Origin of the sequence: Rhodococcus sp. JVH1, from assembly GCF_000280725.2 — a bacterium.
GTDB lineage: Bacteria > Actinomycetota > Actinomycetes > Mycobacteriales > Mycobacteriaceae > Rhodococcus_F > Rhodococcus_F jostii_A.
On the sequence record NZ_CP166289.1, the window covers coordinates 775,817 to 793,120 of the forward strand.

The window sequence follows — 17,304 nt, forward strand, 5'->3', positions numbered from 1 at the left end:
CGGGCCGTAGGGTGAACCGACCAATGACGCCGAGACGTAGCGGGGAATGCAGATGGGCCAGATCGGTAGTGTGGGAGAGCGCGGGCTTCAGTCCGAGTACGGAACCGAGGATCGTGCCGCCAAGTTCTACTCGGATCAGATGCTGGACCATCTCAATCCGACGATGATCGACTTCGTCGGCCGCCAGGAGATCGCCTTCATCGCCACCGCCGACGCGTCCGGCGAATGCGACAACAGTCTGCGCGCCGGGACACCGGGATTCATGCACGTCATCGACTCGAAGACCCTCGCGTACCCCGAGTACCGCGGCAACGGAGTCATGGCGAGCCTCGGCAACATCCGGGAAAACCCGCACGTCGGAATCATTCTCGTGGACTTCGTGCAGGACCTCATCGGACTGCACGTGAACGGCTCGGCCCGGATCGTCGAAGACCCCGTCCTGCGCTCCGAGATCGCGGATCTGCCTGCGGACCACACGAACGGCCGGATCCCGGAACGCTGGGTGGTCGTGGACGTGGAGGAAGCATACATCCACTGCCGCAAGCACATTCCGAGAATGGCACCGGTTCCCCGCCACCGCGAGTGGGGCACCGACGACGTGAAACGCAAGGGCGGCGACTACTTCGACGCCAAGGCGACACCGCGCCACGACACCGACGGGCAGCTCTCCGAGGAGCCCGCGACCGCCGAACTCACACAGACGATTTCGCCAGGCTTCTCCGTGGTGCCGGCTGGCACTTCGGGCAACTGAACGACGAGCGGTTCATGAATTTCTCTCGCCTGATCGCGGTGCCGCACCGCGGGCACGGGCGATCCTCCTGACCGTAGGCGGACAGCGAACGGTCGAAATAGCCCGACTCGCCGTTGACGTTCACGTAGAGCGCGTCGAAGGACGTGCCGCCCTGGGTGAGTGCCTCACGCATGACCTCCTGCGCGGCCGTGAGCACTTCCCGGACCTTGGGACCACTCAGCCTGTCGGTGAGCCGATTTCCGTGGATCCGTGCGCGCCACAGCGCCTCGTCCGCATAGATGTTGCCGATGCCGGAGACGACGGTCTGGTCCAGAAGCGCACGTTTGACCTCGGTGTGCTTGCCGCGCACGACCTTCACGGTGGCCGCGAGGTCGAAACGCGGATCCAGTGGGTCGCGGGCGATGTGCGCCACCGAGTCCGGGATGAGCGAGCCGTCGACGTCGACGAGCGGCGCCAGCGCCCAGCCCCCGAACGTCCGCTGGTCGACGAACCGGAGGTCGAGACCGGAATCGAGCCGGGCCCGGATCCGCAGATGCTTCTCGGTCGGCAATTCCGGTGGCTGCACGAGCATTTGACCACTCATGCCGAGATGCACCACGAGAGCGACCGTGCTGGGTTCGAGGACCAGCCACAGATACTTTCCACGACGGTCGGCGCTCGCGATGCGTTCGCCGGTGAGCTGTCCGGCGAGGTCGGCGGCGCCGGGCAGATGACGCCTGATCGCCCGTGGGTGCAGGATGTCGACGGAATCGATCGACGCCCCCACGATGTGGCGTTCGAGTCCGCGCCGGACCACCTCGACTTCGGGTAGTTCAGGCACTGACGTCGTCGGCCGCTACGTCCGGGCCTGCGTCGGACAACGCATTCCACGCCGTGCTCGCAGCCTTCTGCTCGGCCTCTTTCTTGGAGCGGCCGATACCGACGCCGAGGGGCTTGCCGCCGACGATCACGGTGGCGGTGAATTCCTTGTCGTGGTCCGGGCCGGTCGCGGTGATCTCGTACGCCGGGACACCGACGCCACGCTCCGCCGTCAACTCCTGCAGACTCGTCTTCCAGTCCAGGCCCGCGCCGAGGCGGGGGGCTCGCTGGAGGAGGTCGCTGAAGAGGTCGAGTACGACGCGCCGCGCCGTGTCGATGCCGTGCTCGAGGTGGATGGCGCCGAGAATCGACTCCATGCCGTCGGCCAGGATGCTCGGCTTGTCACGGCCACCGGTCATCTCCTCGCCCTTGCCGAGCAGAAGATGGGCACCGAGGCCGCCCTCACCGAGAGTGCGGGCCACCTCCGCGAGCGCGTGCATGTTGACGATGCTCGCCCGGATCTTCGCGAGGTCACCCTCGGACTTGTCCGGATGCGCAAGGTACAGCTTCTCGGTGACGGTGACTCCGAGCACGGAGTCACCGAGAAATTCGAGACGCTCGTTGGTGGGCAGACCACCGTTTTCGTACGCATACGAGCGGTGCGTCAACGCCAGGGTGAGCAGCGAAGGCTCGATTTCTACGCCGAGGGCGGCGAGGAGGGAAGCATGATCCTCCTCGCCGCCGGCGGGTGTATTACTGATGTCGCTCGTCACAACGCCTCTCCGCGGAGAACTAGACGGCGGCAGTGACCTGGCGGCCCTTGTATGTGCCACACGACGGGCACGCGACGTGGGGCAGCGTCTTCTCGCCGCAGCCACGGTTGGGGCAGGTGACGAGGGTAGGCACAGTGGTCTTCCACTGGCTGCGACGCGACCTCGTGTTGGATCGCGACATTCTGCGCTTGGGGACAGCCACTTCTACTTCTCCTCGGCTTCGGTGTTCACAAGATTCTTGCTGGGTTCTGATTCCACGCCAAATTTGGCTGCAAGACCAGCCCAGCGAGGATCAAGTATGTCATGCCCATGGCCAGATTCGGCAATCGCCAGGCGAACGCCACATTCTGGGCACAATCCTTGGCAGTCGTCACTGCAGAGCGGCTGCAACGGCAGTGCGAGGCCGACGGCATCGATCACGACGGGTTCGAGGTCGATCTCGTCGTCGACGACGTGATAGACCTCCCCCTCCTCCGTGGTCTCTTCCGTGGCGCTGTCCGGGTAAGCGAACAGCTCCGTGAGAGTCAGGTCCACCGTGTCGGAGAACGGCTCGAGGCATCTCGAACACTCCCCCACGGTGTCGGCTCGCAACGAACCGGTGACCAGAACCCCCTCGGATACGGCCTCCAACCGGAGATCGAGATCGATCTCCGATCCTTCCTCGATGGCGATCAGGTCGAGACCGATGCGCTGTGGCGCCGTCACCACCCGTTCCACGGTGCGCATCGAACCGGGACGACGGCCGAGTTTGACCGTGTCCAGCACGAAGTCCGCGTCCCGCCGGGAACGCGATGAGCTGTGGCGATGGGATGACAACAAACTTCACTTTCGAGAAAAGGGAAACGACAAAGGGCAACCACTCCACGATACGCAATCTGCGCGGTGGAGCCAAATTCGGTCGAGAGCGCCGGCCTGACGGTCGCTCAGCGGCGACGCTCCGCCCGTCGGTCGTCGACGTCGTAGTCCGAGGCGTAGTCGGGGACACCCGAACCGGTCCGCAACTGCTGACGTCCCCGGCCCACGGACCGGACGGTGCCGTTCAGGAAGTCCTCGAACTCCGCGAGCTTCGTGTCGACGTACAGATCGCAGTCCGAGCGGAGACGATCCGATTCGGCGTGCGCGGAGTCGATCACCCGGGCCGACTCGGTGTGCGCCGCCTGGACGACTTCCGTCTGCGAGACGAGGCGTGCCTGCTCGGCTTTACCCTCCGCAACGGACCTCTCGTACGACGCCTTGCCCGACTCGATCATGCGATCGGCTTCGGAGCGCGCACGACCCGTCAGTGCGTCGTACTCGCGCTGGCCTTCCGCGACGGACGACTCGGCCTCGGCGCGCGCGTCGGTGACCAACTGCTCGGCGTGCGCGCGGGCCTCGGCGACCATCCGGTCGGCCTGCGCCTTCGCGTCCGCCAGAATGCGGTCGGCGTCGTCTCGCGCGTTTTCGATGGTGGAGTTCGCCTCGGCGTTGGCGCTGGAGATGGTCTTCTCCGCGTTGGACCGGGCGTCCCCCACCAGTTTGTCCTTGTGGTCCAGGACGTCCTGGGCGTCGTCGAGTTCACCGGGAATGGCATCGCGCACGTCGTCGAGCAGTTCGAGGACGTCGCCGCGCGGAACCACGCAGCCGGCGGTCATCGGTACGCCGCGTGCCTCTTCGACAATCGCGACAAGTTCGTCGAGCGCCTCGAATACCCGGTACACAAGCAACCCCAATCATCCATGACCCTCAGCAGGTCGGCGCAGCCTTCTTCGTGCAAGTCTGCCCGACCGGACGCCGCGGGTGTGTCGTGGCAGCCGGTGTGTCGGGTATCAGCTGCTCTCGGCGGCGCGCTCGGCGATCCTCGCGAGAAGGCGGGCGTGCACCTTCTCGGGCAGCATGTCGGAGACGTCGCCGCCGAACGTGGCCACTTCCTTCACGAGCGAACTCGACAGGTAGCTGTAGGTGGGGTTGGTCGGGATGAAGAGGGTGTCGACGCCACTGAGCTTCTGGTTCATCTGCGCCATCTGCAGCTCGTAGTCGAAGTCGTTGGCGCCGCGCAGGCCCTTGACGATCGCTGTGATCCCTTGCTGCTTGGCGTAATCCACCAGCAGGCCGTGCCACGAGGACACTCGCACGTTGGGCAGCTCACTGGTCGAGTCTTCGAGCATCTCGATGCGCTCTTCGACGGTGAACAGGCCACGCTTGCTCTTGTTGACCATGACCGTCACGATGACCTCGTCGAACTGCGCGGCAGCTCTGCCGATCACGTCAAGGTGGCCATTGGTCACGGGGTCGAAGGATCCGGGGCAGACAGCGCCAGTCATGAGTCCAGACCGTAGCAGGTCGCCAATTCGATTCTCGCCTCGCCGTACTTCTTCGCCTTGACGGGCGCGAAGCCCTCGGGCCAGGCTGTCTCGGGTGACCTCGACGACCGCTCGAGCACCACGATCGAGCCGTCGCCGACCCAGCCGTTGACCCGGAGGTGGCCGAGCACCGTCTGTACCGCCTCGTCGTCGACGGCGTACGGCGGATCCGCCATCACCAGGTCGTACGGCCGGTCGGCGGTGCCCGCGAGCACCGCCGCCACCGGAGCGCCGCGCACTTCCGCTCCCGGCAGACCGACCGTCGTCACGTTGTGCTTGATGATGCCCGCCGCTTTCGAGTCGGACTCGACGAGGACGACGCGGTCCGCACCCCGGGAGAGCGCCTCCAGGCCGAGCGCCCCCGACCCCGCGTAGAGGTCGAGGACGGACGCGCCTTCGAGATCCATCCGGCTGTGCAGGGCGCTGAACAATGCCTCGCGGACCCGGTCCGAGGTGGGCCGGGTCCCGCTCGGCGGGACTCGCAGGCGTCGACCGCCCGCGAGTCCCGCGATGATCCGAGTCACTCGCTCGCGGACTCCCCCGTCGACACGACGGCGAGGAGGTCGCCGCCCTCCACCTGCTGGACCGATCCGATGGCCAGCCGGGAGACCGTGCCACTTCGCGGGGCGGTGATGGCCGCTTCCATCTTCATGGCCTCGATGGTCGCGATCGTGTCGCCGGCGGCGATGTGCTGGCCCTCGGTCACGGCGAGGGTCACCACACCGGCGAACGGCGCCGGCACATGGCCGGGGTTGTTCTTGTCGGCCTTCTCGGCGGCCGGGAGCTCACTGGAAATGGACCGGTCGCGCACCGACACCGGACGCAGCTGACCGTTGAGGATGCACATGACGGTGCGGTATCCCCGCTCGTCGGGTTCAGAAATGGCCTCGAGCCCGATGATCAGCTCGACACCCGGTGCGAGGCGGACCCGGTGCTCGTCGCCGCGGCGCAGGCCGTAGAAGAACTGGTTCGCCGAGAGCTGCGACGTGTCGCCGTACTTGTCCCGGTGCTCGAGGAATTCCTTCGTCGGGCCGGGGAACAGCAACCGGTTGAGCGTCGCCCGACGTTCCGCGGACGTGCCCGCGAGTGCCTTCTCGTCGTCCGCGGACAGAGCCACCTCGGGCTTGGCGGCTCCGCGACCTTCGAGGGCCCGGGTACGGAACGGTTCGGGCCAGCCGCCGGGCGGGGTGCCCAGTTCGCCGCGCAGGAACCCGACCACCGAATCGGGGATGTCGAACTTCGCCGGGTTCTCCTTGAATTCCTCGGTGGACGCTCCGGATCCGACGAGGTGCAGGGCGAGGTCGCCGACCACCTTCGACGACGGGGTGACCTTGACGAGGCGCCCGAGCATCCGGTCGGCGGCCGCGTACTTGGCCTCGACCTCCTCGAACTTGTCACCGAGACCGAGCGCAACGGCCTGGGTGCGCAGGTTCGACAGCTGGCCGCCGGGGATCTCGTGCGTGTAGACGCGTCCGGTCGGGGCCGGCAGCCCGGACTCGAACGGCTTGTACACCTTGCGCAGCGCTTCCCAGTACGGCTCGAGGTCGCACACGGCCTGCAGGTCCAGGCCGGTGTCGTACTCGGAGTGCGCGGCCGCGGCCACGATCGCCGACAACGCCGGCTGGCTGGTGGTGCCCGCCATCGCGGCCGAGGCACCGTCGACCGCATCCGCGCCTGCCTGCCATGCGGCCAGGTACGTCGCGAGCTGACCACCCGGGGTGTCGTGGGTGTGCACGTGCACGGGCAGGTCGAAGTTCTCGCGCAGCGCCGTCACCAGGGTCGTGGCGGCGGGGGCGCGGAGCAGTCCGGCCATGTCCTTGATCGCGATGATGTGCGCACCGGCCTCGACGATCTCCTCCGCCAGGCGCAGGTAGTAGTCGAGGGTGTACAGCTTCTCGTCCGGGTTCGACAGGTCGCCGGTGTAGGACAGGGCGACCTCGGCGAGAGCGGTGCCGGTCTCGCGGACGGCGTCGATGGCCGGTCGCATCTGGTCGACGTTGTTGAGGGCGTCGAAGATGCGGAAGATGTCGATGCCGCTGTTGGTGGCCTCCTCGACGAACGCCCGCGTCACCTTCTCCGGGTACGGGGTGTAGCCGACGGTGTTCCGTCCGCGCAGCAGCATCTGCAAACAGATGTTCGGCACGGCCTCGCGCAGAGCGGCCAGCCGGTACCAGGGGTCCTCGTGCAGGAACCGCAGCGCCACGTCGTAGGTCGCACCACCCCACGCCTCGATGGACAGCAGCTCGGGGGTCAGCCGGGCGACGTGCCCGGCGACGTCGAGCAGACCGCTGGTCCGCACGCGGGTCGCGAGCAGCGACTGGTGTGCGTCACGGAACGTGGTCTCGGTGACGGCGAGGGCCTTCTGCTCCCGCAGTGCCTTGGCGAATCCCTCCGGCCCGAGGGCGAGCAGCTTCTGACGGCTGCCGTCCGGCGGCGGGGTGGACAGGTCGATCTGGGGCAGCTTGTCGCGCGGGTACACCGCCGACGGCCGCTCGCCGTGCGGCTTGTTGACCGTCACGTCGGCGAGGTAGGTGAGGATCTTGGTGCCACGGTCGGCGGAGCTGCGCAGCGTGAGCAGCTGGGGGCGCTCCTCGATGAACGACGTGGTGACCCGGCCGGCCTTGAAATCGGGGTCGTCGAGCACCGCCTGCAGGAACGGGATGTTCGTCGACACACCGCGAATGCGGAACTCGGTGACCGCGCGGCGGGCCCGGGCGACGGCGGTCTCGAAGTCGCGGCCGCGGCACGTCAGCTTGACGAGCATCGAATCGAAGTACGCGGAAACCTCCGCGCCGACCGACGTCCCGCCGTCGAGGCGGATGCCGGCACCACCCGGGGTGCGGTACCCGGTGATCCGGCCGGTGTCCGGGCGGAACCCGTTGGCGGGGTCCTCGGTGGTGATGCGGCACTGCAGAGCCGCACCGCGCAGCGTGATCTTGTCCTGGCTCAGGCCCAGGTCCGCGAGGGTCTCCCCCGACGCGATCCGCAGCTGCGACTGCACGAGGTCGACGTCCGTGACCTCTTCGGTGACGGTGTGCTCGACCTGGATGCGGGGGTTCATCTCGATGAAGACGTGGTTGCCGCGGGTGTCGAGGAGGAATTCGACGGTGCCCGCGCAGGAGTAGTTGATCTCCTTCGCGAACGCCACTGCGTCCGCGCAAATCTTCGCCCGCAGCTCTTCCGAAAGGTTCGGGGCCGGCGCGAGCTCGATCACCTTCTGGTGGCGGCGCTGCAGCGAGCAGTCCCGCTCGAACAGGTGGATGACGTTGCCCTGACCGTCGGCCAGGATCTGGACCTCGATGTGACGCGGGTCGACGACGGCCTGTTCGAGGAATACCGTCGGGTCGCCGAAGGCCGACTCGGCCTCACGCGCGGCGGCCTCGATGGACTCCTTGAGCTGAGCCCGCTCGGCGACGCGGCGCATGCCGCGGCCACCGCCGCCGGCGACGGCCTTCACGAACAGCGGGAACTGCATGGTCTCGGCCGCGGCCAGCAACTCGTCCACATCGGCGGACGGCTCCGACGACGCCAGCACCGGCAGACCGGCGGCCTTCGCCGCGGCGATTGCACGCGCCTTGTTGCCGGTGAGCTCGAGCACCTCGGCGGAGGGACCCACGAACGTGATGCCCGCCTCGGCGCACGCGGCGGCGAGATCCGGGTTCTCGGAAAGGAAGCCGTAGCCGGGGTAGATGGCGTCGGCGCCTGCCTGCTTGGCCGCGGAGACGATCTCGTCGACGGAGAGGTACGCCCGAACCGGGTGTCCCTCCTCGCCGATCTGATAACTCTCATCAGCCTTCAGACGGTGGATCGAGTTCCGATCCTCGTACGGGAACACCGCGACCGTTCCAGCACCTAGTTCGTAGGCGGCACGGAAAGCGCGGATCGCAATTTCGCCACGGTTGGCGACCAGGACTTTGGAGAACATTGGAGCAAACTACCCCGCCGCGGACGGCCGCGGAGAAGTGGCATCCCACATTTCAGGATCCTCCACAAACTTCACAAAGACCCCCCTGACGTGTGCGAATTCTGCAACAGACCCGAAACAGACGAGCGAAGATTTACGTGAAGCGAAGTAAGTTCTCACGTTTTCTCCAGATACTCGATGCGGTCCGCGTCGAGCGCCGAGGTCACCATCGCGGACAGCCCGGGATGGTTGTCGAGGCGCGGATCGTCCGCGATCACCGAACGCGCGAACTCGGACGCCGCAGCGATGACGTCCTCGTGGCCGAGCAACGACAACAGCCGCAACGTGGACGTCGTGCCCGACTGCGCCGCGCCGAGAATGTCGCCCTCGCGGCGGGTGGCGAGGTCGAGTTGCGCGAGCTCGAAACCGTCGTTGGTCGACGCCACGTTCGACAGACGCTCGTAGGCGGGACCGCCCGGATTCATCTCCGTGACGAGAATGCACAGGCCCTGGTGTCTGCCACGGCCGACGCGTCCGCGCAGCTGGTGCAGCTGACTCACACCGAAACGGTCCGCGTCGACGATCACCATGATCGTCGCGTTCGGGACGTCGACGCCGACCTCGACGACCGTGGTACACACCAGGACGTCGATGTCGCCGGCCGTGAAGTCGCGCATCACCGCGTCCTTCTCGTCCGCGGGAAGACGGCCGTGCAGCAGACCCACCCGCAGGTCGGGCATGATGCTGCCACTCAACTCCTCGAACACCTCGACGGCGGACTTCGTCTCGGGCGCCTTCTCGTCGAACGCGTCCTCGCCGTCACCCTTCTCGCCGTCGCCGATGCGCGAGCACACGACGTAGGCCTGCCTCCCCTCGGCCACGTCCTCGCGGATCCGTTCCCACGCGCGCGCGACCCACTGCGGCTTCTGGGACGCGGGTACCACACTGCTCTTGATCGGCGACCTGCCCTTCGGCAGCTGCCGCAGCGTCGACACCTCGAGATCGCCGAGCACCGTCATCGCGATGGTGCGGGGAATCGGCGTCGCCGTCATCACCAGCAGGTGCGGGCTCAGCCCCTCCCGCGCCCTCGACCGCAACCGGTCGCGCTGCTCGACTCCGAACCGGTGCTGCTCGTCGACCACCACCATCCCGAGGTTGAAGAACTCGACGTTGTCCTGGATGAGGGCGTGCGTGCCGATGACGATCCCGGCGTCGCCGGTGATCGCCTCGTTCAGAGCCGTGCGTTTGGCGGCGACCGGCATCGACCCCGTCAGCAGCGCCACCCGTGTGGCCTTTTCGTGCGCCCCGAGTTCCCCGGCGGTCGCGAGGGAGCCGAGCATCGCCCGCAGCGACCGGGCGTGCTGCGTCGCGAGCACCTCGGTCGGGGCGAGCAGGGCGCACTGGTAGCCGGCGTCGACCACCTGGAGCATGGCGCGCAGGGCCACGATCGTCTTACCCGAACCCACCTCACCCTGCAGGAGCCTGCTCATCGGGTGCGGCCGCGCCAGGTCGGCGGAGATCTCGTCGGCGACCGCGTGCTGACCGTCGGTGAGCTGGAATGGAAGCATCTTCTCGAACACGTCGGCGATCCCGCCGGGCACGGGCGGGCACTCGGGCGCGACTCGCTCGGCGTTGTCGTGGCGGCGACGGGCGAGAACCAGTTGCAGCGCCGTCGCCTCGTCGAACCGCAGACGGTCGTGGGCGTTCTCCACGTCCTCGCGGGTGTCGGGCAGGTGGACCGACCGGAGGGCGTCGTCGAGGCCGATCAGGTCGCGTTCGGCCCGGATGTTCTCCGGCAGGGGGTCGTCGACGTGATCGAGCTGGTCCAGGATCTGGCGGACGCATTTCATGATCGTCCAGCTCTCGACGTCCCGCGTGGCCGGATAGAGCGGGATCAGCGCCCGGTCGAACACGGACATGTCGACCCCGGCACCGGCTTCCTGCGACGCCCGGGCGATTCCTGCGAGATCCCCGGCGCCGCGGATCCGGCCGACGTTCACGACGGGGTCCTCGCTGCCGGCCCGCGGCTCGGGAAGGATGAGGTAGCTCGGGTGGGTGAGGCTCCACTTCTGGCGGAAGTACTTGACCGTTCCCGAGAACATCGCGCGCACACCCGGCTTGATCACGTGCTTGACCTTCTGCGGGCTGAAGAAGGTGACGTCCACGTTCTGGGTATCGGTGGACAGGACCACCTTGAGCATGCTGCCCGGCCGGTTCTTCATCTTCACGACGGCCGCGGACGTGACCCGGGCGATGATCGTGATGTGCTCGCCCTCCGGCGGGTCCTTCTCCGCGAGCTCGCGGCCCTGCGAGGCGTACCGGTGCGGGTAGTGCCGCAGCAGGTCCTCGACCGTGCGGATGTCGAACGCCTCCTCGAGCGCGTCGGCGGTCTTCTTCCCCAGCAGATGATCGAGCCGGTCGGACAATGTGGCCATCGAATTCCTCATTCCACCCCGAGTTGCAACAGATCTCCAGGCTGTCCACCGTGGTAGATCATCACCTCGACGCCGGGGTGCCGCTGCGAGATGTGATCGGCCAGTTCCGTGTCCAGCCCGTCCGGCGCCTCCGACCCCATCAGGAGCGTCACCAGTTCGCCACCCGCGCCGAGGACGAGGTCGACGAGTCGTCGTCCGGCCGCGACCGCGTCCGGTTCGATGACGATCACCTCGTGACCCATCAGTCCGATGCCGTCGCCCGGTTCGCACGTGCCCACATAGGTGAGGGCCCGTTCCCTGGCGATGCGCAGCGATCCCCAGCGGGTGGCGGCGGCGGCCTCCGACATCGCGAAGGCATCGTCCACCGCCTCACGCTCGGGGTCGTGCACCGCCAGGGACGCGAGTCCCTGCACCATCGCGGACGTCGCGAGCAGCAGGACCTCGTGCCGGGCGTCCCTCGCCGCGGCACTGACCGCGACGAGTTCCTGCGCCGTCAGCGCGCCGTTGGGGAGGACGAGCACCTCGGTGCGTCCCATCTGCCTGATGATGCCGAGGAGCTGGGCCCGGGTGACGGGGGCGTCGTCGCATCGGAGGACTGTCGCGCCCTCGCTGGCGAATAGTTCGGCGGCACCGTCACCGGCCACGACGGCGACGATTCCCCGCTCCCCCTGATCCGGCCGGGTCCGGACCGGTGGAACGAGCAACCCCTGGTCCCGCGCATCCACGAGGAAGCTGCTGACCCGGATTCCGTGGATGCGTCCCGCCGAGAGGCCGGCCTCCACGGCTGCGCCCGCGTCCGTGCAGTGCACGTGCACCGACCAGCCTCCGCCGCCGTCGCCGACGATCACGATCGAGTCCCCGAGGGCGTTCAGCGTGGTGCGCAACTCCGCCATGCGGTCCTCGTCGGACTCCGCGACCAGGTACATCACCTCGAAATCCTGATCCGAACCCTCGTCGCAGTCGGGTCCGGGTCCCGGATGCGCGTGCGGGCCCTGCGACGCGGGCGGCGCGGAAACGGGGACGAGCTCTGCGCGATGCCTGGACGGGGTGCGGCGCGGAACGTGGAGCGCGATCGGTGCGCGATCGGGCGGTGCCCCCGTCACCGCTGTGACGAGAGCGTCGAGGATCACGACGAGGCCGAGTCCTCCCGCATCGACGACGCCTGCGGTGCCGAGCACCTCGAGTTGCGACGGCGTCCTGGTGAGCGCGGACGCCGCCGCATCCGCGGCTGCGCGGGCCGTGACCGCGATCGGCGCCTCGTCCGGATACTCCGCCGCGGCGTCGGCGGCGCAGCGCAGCACGGTGACGATGGTCCCCTCCACCAGGTAGCTCACCGCGTCCGTCACCAGGTTGGTGGCCATCAGCAGCCCGGTCCGGACGGTCCTGGTGTCGACGGCGGGGGTAACGGCTGCTTCCGCAATCCCTCGCAGCACCTGGGACAGGATCACCCCGGAGTTCCCGCGCGCGCCGGCGACCGCGCCCCGAGCCAGGGCGATGGCCACCTGCCGGACGTCCTTGGTGCCGCTGCCCGCGAACTCGTCGATCGCACCCAGCGCCGCACGCATCGTGAACAGCAGATTGGTGCCCGTGTCGGAGTCCGGGATCGGAAAGACGTTGAGGCTGTTGATCTCCTCGCACCGCTTTTCCAGACCCGCGACGGCGGTCCGCGCCCACGATTCGAGGACTCGCCCGTCCATCGGGAGCTCAGGGGCCACTGTCATCCTCTCCGGCCAGGGAATGGGAAGGTGCCGTCAGACTAGTCGGGGGACGATGATCGGGCCCGCGGTCCGAGCGCTTCGGGACCGGGTTTGGCCAATCCGCACTCGAGCGGCTACTCTTGCACGGTTGCCTCGTACAGGGCGCGCTTGCTGTGTCCTGTCTCCACGAGGCCAGCAAATTTCACAGTTCACTATCTTGAAGGAGTTCGCGACTATGGCTGCCGTCTGCGACGTATGCGCCAAGGGGCCCGGCTTCGGTAAGTCGGTCTCGCACTCGCACCGGCGTACCAACCGTCGCTGGAACCCGAACATTCAGACTGTTCGTGCCGAGGTTGCCCCCGGAAACACCCGGAAGGTCAACGTCTGCACTTCCTGCCTGAAGGCTGGAAAGGTTGCTCGGGGCTGACCCGACGCTGCGTGCGATGTCACTGCGCCCCCGACACTTCGGTGTCGGGGGCGCAGTTTTTTTATGTCGCCACACCTGTCCGATTCGGCGTCGTCGCAGCGCATCGGGGCACGTCGGGCCCCGGCGGGGGCCCACGTAAGGTGCAACGGTGACTTCTCTCGATGGACTCAGCAAAGTACAGCTCGAAGACGGCGTCCTGCGCATCACGATCGCGACGGCGGAGAACGGCACCTCGCTGGACGGCGAGGGCATGGTGCAGGGTGCCCGGGCACTCGAAGCAGTCGGTGACCGAATCGGCAGCGTCCTTCTCGTCGGGGAGGGCCCGAACTTCTGCGCGGGCGGCAACGTGCACGCCTTCGCGTCCGCACCGGTGCGAAGCGAATACGTCGCCGAGGTGGCGCGCGTGTTCCACGAATTCGTTCGTGCGCTCGACGCCGTGACCGTTCCGGTGATCGCCGGTGTTCACGGGTGGGCAGCGGGCGCCGGCATGAGCCTCGTGTGCCTGACGGATGTCGCCATCGGCGGCCCGGGCACCAAGCTGCGCCCGGCCTACCCTTCCATCGGCTTCACCCCGGACGGCGGCATGTCGTGGACCCTCCCGCGCATCGTCGGCGACGCCCGGGCGCGCGAGATTCTGATCACCGATGCCGTTCTCAGCGGTGACGAGGCCGTCCGCCTGGGCATCCTCAGCCGCCTCGTCGGCGACGACGTCGTCCAGGACGAGGCGCTTCGGCTGGCCCGCACCCTCGCGGCCGGCCCGACGCCGTCCTACTCGGGGATCAAGACGCTCGTGCGCGCCTCCCGATATCGCACGCTCGCCGAGCAACTCGACGCGGAGGCCGCGTCGATCGCCACCGCGGCCGACAGCCCGGTGGGACGCGAGGGCGTCGACGCCTTCGTCGAGAAACGGCGTGCCGATTTCTCGTCTGTGCAGTGAAACGGCGTGCCGACTTCTCGTCTGTGCAGTAAGGAAATTCGCCGTTTACGGCAGCTGCCAGTTCACCGGTTCGGCGCCCAGGCCGTCGAGGAGTTCGTTCGCGCGGCTGAACGGCCGCGAACCGAAGAATCCGCGCGACGCGGACAGCGGTGAGGGATGCGCTGACTCGATCGTCGGCACGTCGCCGAGCATCGGTTTCAACGTGGATGCGTCCCGGCCCCACAGAATTGCGACGAGGGGTTCGGGGCGCGCCACGAGAGCGCGAATGGCCTGCTCGGTCACCGCCTCCCAGCCCTTCTTCCGGTGTGAGGCCGGGAGTCCGGGCTGCACGGTGAGAACCCTGTTCAGCAGAAGCACTCCCTGACGCGACCACGGGGTGAGGTCCCCGGTGGTGGGCGTCTCGTAGCCGAGGTCCTTGCTGTATTCGGTGAAGATGTTGCCGAGGCTGCGCGGCACGGGGCGCACGTCCGGAGCCACCGAGAAGCTGAGACCGACCGCGTGACCGGGTGTGGGGTACGGGTCCTGACCCACGATCAGGACCTTGACCTCGGAGAACGGGTGGGTGAACGCCCTCAGGACGTTCTCTCCGGCGGGAAGGTACTCACGCCCGTCGGCGATTTCCGCGCGCAGGAACTCGCCCATCTCCGTGATCCGTCCGGACACCGGTTCGAGTGCGTCTGCCCATCCGGCCTCGACGAGGTCCGCCAGCGGCGCCGCCATCAGTCGAGCCTGCGCAGCGAGTCGCGGTAGTAGGCCGCGTTCGCAGCGTACATCTTCACGTTCATCTCGAGGTGCCCCTCGGGAACCTCGTAGCCCTGCCGGATCTTCGCGGGGACGCCGAGCGCCATGCTCCGCGGCGGAACCTCGAATTTGAACGGAACGACGGCACCGGCACCGACGACCGAACCGGCGCCGATGACCGAACCGTTGAGAACGACCGAACCGGAGGCGATCAGGCAGTGGTCGCCGATCGTGGATCCCTCGATGTGCGCCGCGTGACCGACGACGCACCCCGAGCCGATGACGGTGGGATCGATCATCGTGCAATGGATCACGGTGCCGTCCTGGATGTTCGTGTCGGCGCCGACGGTGATGGTGCCGTAGTCGGCGCGGAGCACGGCCTGCGGCCACACCGAGGTGCCTGCCGCCAGGGTCACGTTCCCGATCACCACGGCGTCGGGATGGACGTAGGCGTCCGGATGGATGTCGGGTTCGCGGTCCCCGAGCGCGTAGATAGCCATGCGTGCAACCTATACCGAGAAACTCTGCCAGCCGCCGGCCCCCGGCCAGGTCTCGCCGTCGACCGAGATGCCGGACCCGTCGTGCACCGCGCCGATCGCGGTCCACCCCGCCGGGAGCGGGACGGCGGCGGGGAAGGTGGCGGCGAAACCGTGGTCCTCTCCCCCGGTGAGCACCCATTCCCAGTGGTCGACGCCGAGAACCTTCGCCGCCGACACCAGTTCGGGTGAGACGGCCAGGTCGGATCGGGTGAGGGACATTCCGACGCCGGAGGCGTCACAGATGTGACCGAGGTCGGCGAGGAGCCCGTCGGAGATGTCGGTCATCGCGTGGGCGCCCCCGTCCGCGGCGGCCCAGGCGGCGGAGTACGGCGGAGTGGGGACTCGATGCGCGGTGAGCAGGTCCGGGAAATCCGAGGACCCGCCGAGCAGCAGCGCGAGACCGGCCGCCGACCGGCCGAGTTCGCCGGCCACCGCGACGACGTCGCCGGGCCGCGCGCCCGACCGCCGGATCGGGCTTCTGCCACCCAGATCACCGAGGACGGTGACGGAAATCACGACCTGTCCGGCCTGCACGAGATCACCGCCCACGACACCGGCCCCGAGTTCCTCGGCGCTTTCCCCGATTGCCGCCGAGATGCCGTCCGCCACGTCGATCGACGTGTCCGGCGGGAGACCGAGGGAGACCAGGAAGGCCGTGGGCCGCGCCCCCATCGCCGCGACGTCGGCCGCATTCTGTGCCACCGCCTTGCGGCCCACATCGCGTGGGGACGACCAGTCGAGCCGAAAGTGCCTGTCCTGCACCAGCATGTCGGCGGACACCGCCACCCGGCCGTCGTCGGCTCGGACCAGGGCGGCGTCGTCGCCGGGGCCGATCAGAGTGGACGGGGGCTGCACCCGGCCCTGCACCGCTCGGCCGATCACGGCGAACTCGCCGACGTCGGCGACGGTGAGGGGCGGGGTCGGGTCCGGGGAATCCGTCGATGTGATGGTGTGCCTCCAGTGTCGGGTGGCCCGTGCAGCGGCTGTGGGTCCGGTCGACGGAATGTGCGACTGCGGTACCTTTTAGCTGTTGCCGGGACTTCTCGGCACGTGACCGATCAGCGCGCCGAAGCACCCGCGACTCTACCGAGATCGATGCGGCGCGGAGCAGGGAAGGGCCGTAGCGAGAGTGCAAGCGTTCATCCTGATCCAGACCGAAGTCGGCAAGGCTGCGGCGATCGCGACCGAGATCGCGAAGATCACCGGAGTCCGGACCGCCGAGGACGTGGTCGGGCCGTACGACGTCATCGTGCGGGTGTCCGCTGACGAGGTCGCTCCCGTCGTCAAGGAGATCCGTCAGGTCTCCGGCATCACCCGCACCCTCACCTGCGACGTCCCCGAAAAGTCTGCGAACAAGAACTGAGCATGTCCGACCTCGAACCCGAACAGAACACACCCGCCGGCAACTCCGACCCGGTCCCCGCGGAGCGGCGGAATCCCGCACTCATCGCGACGGCCGTGGCGCTTCCCGTGGCCCTGGTCATCGGCATCGTCGTCGCGGCGGTGTTCGCCGGGCGGAACCCGGTGAAGGAACCCGTGTCGCTGGGCCCCGTGCCCGCACCCGCATCCGGCTCCGCGGAGTGCGCCACCCTGATGGCGGGCCTCCCCGACGCGCTGGGCGATTACACGCGCGCCGAGCTCACCGAACCCGCACCCGAGGCGACGGCGGCGTGGCAGCCGGCCGAGGGTGAACCACTCGTCCTGCGTTGCGGTCTGGACCGTCCCGCGGAGTTCGATCAGGCTTCGGCGCTGCAGGTGATCGACGGAGTTCAGTGGTTCGAGATCTCGGGTGCGAGCGCCGGAATCGACGCGAGCAGCTATTTCGCCGTCGACCGCGGCGTGTACATCGGACTCACGGTTCCCACCGGGGTGGGACCGACGCCGCTTCAGGACATTTCCGGCGCGGTGTCGCAGGCGTTGCCGCAGAAGCCCCTCGATCCGGCGCCCGTGGCGAATCCCTGAG

At 68.1% G+C, this 17,304-nt stretch carries 18 protein-coding genes; 5 read left to right on the forward strand and 13 right to left on the reverse strand.

Annotation, left to right across the window (positions count from 1 at the left end; all coding sequences use genetic code 11):
- Window positions 1-46 precede the first annotated feature (46 nt).
- A complete protein-coding gene (locus JVH1_RS03660; RefSeq protein WP_043782273.1) occupies window positions 47-751 on the forward strand; it encodes a pyridoxamine 5'-phosphate oxidase family protein in 705 nt (234 codons plus the stop codon).
- Here the strand turns inward: JVH1_RS03660 and mutM are convergent.
- The 10 genes from mutM to JVH1_RS03710 form a co-directional block, all read right to left on the reverse strand.
- Window positions 693-1,571, reverse strand: a complete 879-nt coding sequence (mutM, locus tag JVH1_RS03665; protein ID WP_009479708.1) for a bifunctional DNA-formamidopyrimidine glycosylase/DNA-(apurinic or apyrimidinic site) lyase — start codon at window positions 1,569-1,571, stop codon at window positions 693-695. The genes JVH1_RS03660 and mutM overlap by 59 nt on opposite strands.
- Entirely contained in the window at window positions 1,564-2,322 is a 759-nt protein-coding gene (gene rnc / locus JVH1_RS03670; protein ID WP_009479707.1) for a ribonuclease III, read from the reverse strand. The genes mutM and rnc overlap by 8 nt, the downstream gene beginning before the upstream one ends.
- 19 nt (window positions 2,323-2,341) lie before the next feature.
- Window positions 2,342-2,524: a 50S ribosomal protein L32 gene (gene rpmF / locus JVH1_RS03675; protein ID WP_005240446.1), complete on the reverse strand. Its 183-nt coding sequence runs from the start codon at window positions 2,522-2,524 to the stop codon at window positions 2,342-2,344.
- Between the two features lie 2 nt (window positions 2,525-2,526).
- Window positions 2,527-3,087 (reverse strand): DUF177 domain-containing protein, encoded by a 561-nt coding sequence (locus JVH1_RS03680; RefSeq protein ID WP_009479706.1) that lies wholly within the window; start codon window positions 3,085-3,087, stop codon window positions 2,527-2,529.
- 158 nt (window positions 3,088-3,245) lie between these two features.
- On the reverse strand, window positions 3,246-4,019 hold the full coding sequence (locus tag JVH1_RS03685) for a DivIVA domain-containing protein (protein ID WP_009479705.1): 774 nt from the start codon (window positions 4,017-4,019) through the stop codon (window positions 3,246-3,248).
- Between the two features lie 108 nt (window positions 4,020-4,127).
- Window positions 4,128-4,622, reverse strand: a complete 495-nt coding sequence (gene coaD / locus JVH1_RS03690) for a pantetheine-phosphate adenylyltransferase (protein ID WP_005240440.1) — start codon at window positions 4,620-4,622, stop codon at window positions 4,128-4,130.
- Window positions 4,619-5,185, reverse strand: coding sequence for a 16S rRNA (guanine(966)-N(2))-methyltransferase RsmD (rsmD, locus tag JVH1_RS03695; RefSeq protein WP_009479703.1), 567 nt, complete (start codon window positions 5,183-5,185; stop codon window positions 4,619-4,621). The genes coaD and rsmD overlap by 4 nt, the downstream gene beginning before the upstream one ends.
- Entirely contained in the window at window positions 5,182-8,586 is a 3,405-nt protein-coding gene (locus JVH1_RS03700; protein ID WP_009479702.1) for a pyruvate carboxylase, read from the reverse strand. Before JVH1_RS03700 ends, rsmD begins: the two co-directional genes overlap by 4 nt.
- Window positions 8,587-8,741: 155 nt before the next feature.
- Window positions 8,742-11,000 (reverse strand): ATP-dependent DNA helicase RecG, encoded by a 2,259-nt coding sequence (gene recG, locus JVH1_RS03705; RefSeq protein ID WP_009479701.1) that lies wholly within the window; start codon window positions 10,998-11,000, stop codon window positions 8,742-8,744.
- 8 nt (window positions 11,001-11,008) lie between these two features.
- Complete coding sequence (locus JVH1_RS03710) at window positions 11,009-12,697, reverse strand: DAK2 domain-containing protein (RefSeq protein ID WP_081437492.1); 1,689 nt, start codon at window positions 12,695-12,697, stop codon at window positions 11,009-11,011.
- Window positions 12,698-12,932: 235 nt separating this feature from the next.
- Between JVH1_RS03710 and rpmB the strand changes: the two genes are divergently transcribed.
- Window positions 12,933-13,124: a 50S ribosomal protein L28 gene (gene rpmB / locus JVH1_RS03715; protein WP_005240429.1), complete on the forward strand. Its 192-nt coding sequence runs from the start codon at window positions 12,933-12,935 to the stop codon at window positions 13,122-13,124.
- Window positions 13,125-13,272: 148 nt separating this feature from the next.
- Window positions 13,273-14,061: an enoyl-CoA hydratase/isomerase family protein gene (locus tag JVH1_RS03720; RefSeq protein WP_009479699.1), complete on the forward strand. Its 789-nt coding sequence runs from the start codon at window positions 13,273-13,275 to the stop codon at window positions 14,059-14,061.
- 45 nt (window positions 14,062-14,106) lie between these two features.
- On the opposite strand, the gene JVH1_RS03725 is transcribed toward JVH1_RS03720, so the two are convergent.
- Genes JVH1_RS03725 through JVH1_RS03735 form a run of 3 tightly spaced genes read right to left on the reverse strand, consistent with a single transcriptional unit; the run spans window position 14,107 to window position 16,223 of the window.
- Window positions 14,107-14,781: a uracil-DNA glycosylase gene (locus tag JVH1_RS03725; protein WP_009479698.1), complete on the reverse strand. Its 675-nt coding sequence runs from the start codon at window positions 14,779-14,781 to the stop codon at window positions 14,107-14,109.
- The gene (locus tag JVH1_RS03730) at window positions 14,781-15,302 is read right to left on the reverse strand and encodes a gamma carbonic anhydrase family protein (protein WP_009479697.1); all 522 of its coding nucleotides are present in this window, start codon (window positions 15,300-15,302) and stop codon (window positions 14,781-14,783) included. Before JVH1_RS03730 ends, JVH1_RS03725 begins: the two co-directional genes overlap by 1 nt.
- Before the next feature lie 9 nt (window positions 15,303-15,311).
- Complete coding sequence (locus tag JVH1_RS03735; protein WP_009479696.1) at window positions 15,312-16,223, reverse strand: thiamine-phosphate kinase; 912 nt, start codon at window positions 16,221-16,223, stop codon at window positions 15,312-15,314.
- Window positions 16,224-16,470: 247 nt separating this feature from the next.
- Between JVH1_RS03735 and JVH1_RS03740 the strand changes: the two genes are divergently transcribed.
- Together JVH1_RS03740 and JVH1_RS03745 are read left to right on the forward strand one after the other, a co-directional pair.
- Window positions 16,471-16,704, forward strand: a complete 234-nt coding sequence (locus tag JVH1_RS03740) for an Lrp/AsnC ligand binding domain-containing protein (RefSeq protein WP_009479695.1) — start codon at window positions 16,471-16,473, stop codon at window positions 16,702-16,704.
- Between the two features lie 2 nt (window positions 16,705-16,706).
- Entirely contained in the window at window positions 16,707-17,303 is a 597-nt protein-coding gene (locus JVH1_RS03745; protein ID WP_009479694.1) for a DUF3515 domain-containing protein, read from the forward strand.
- Window position 17,304: the final 1 nt, after the last annotated feature.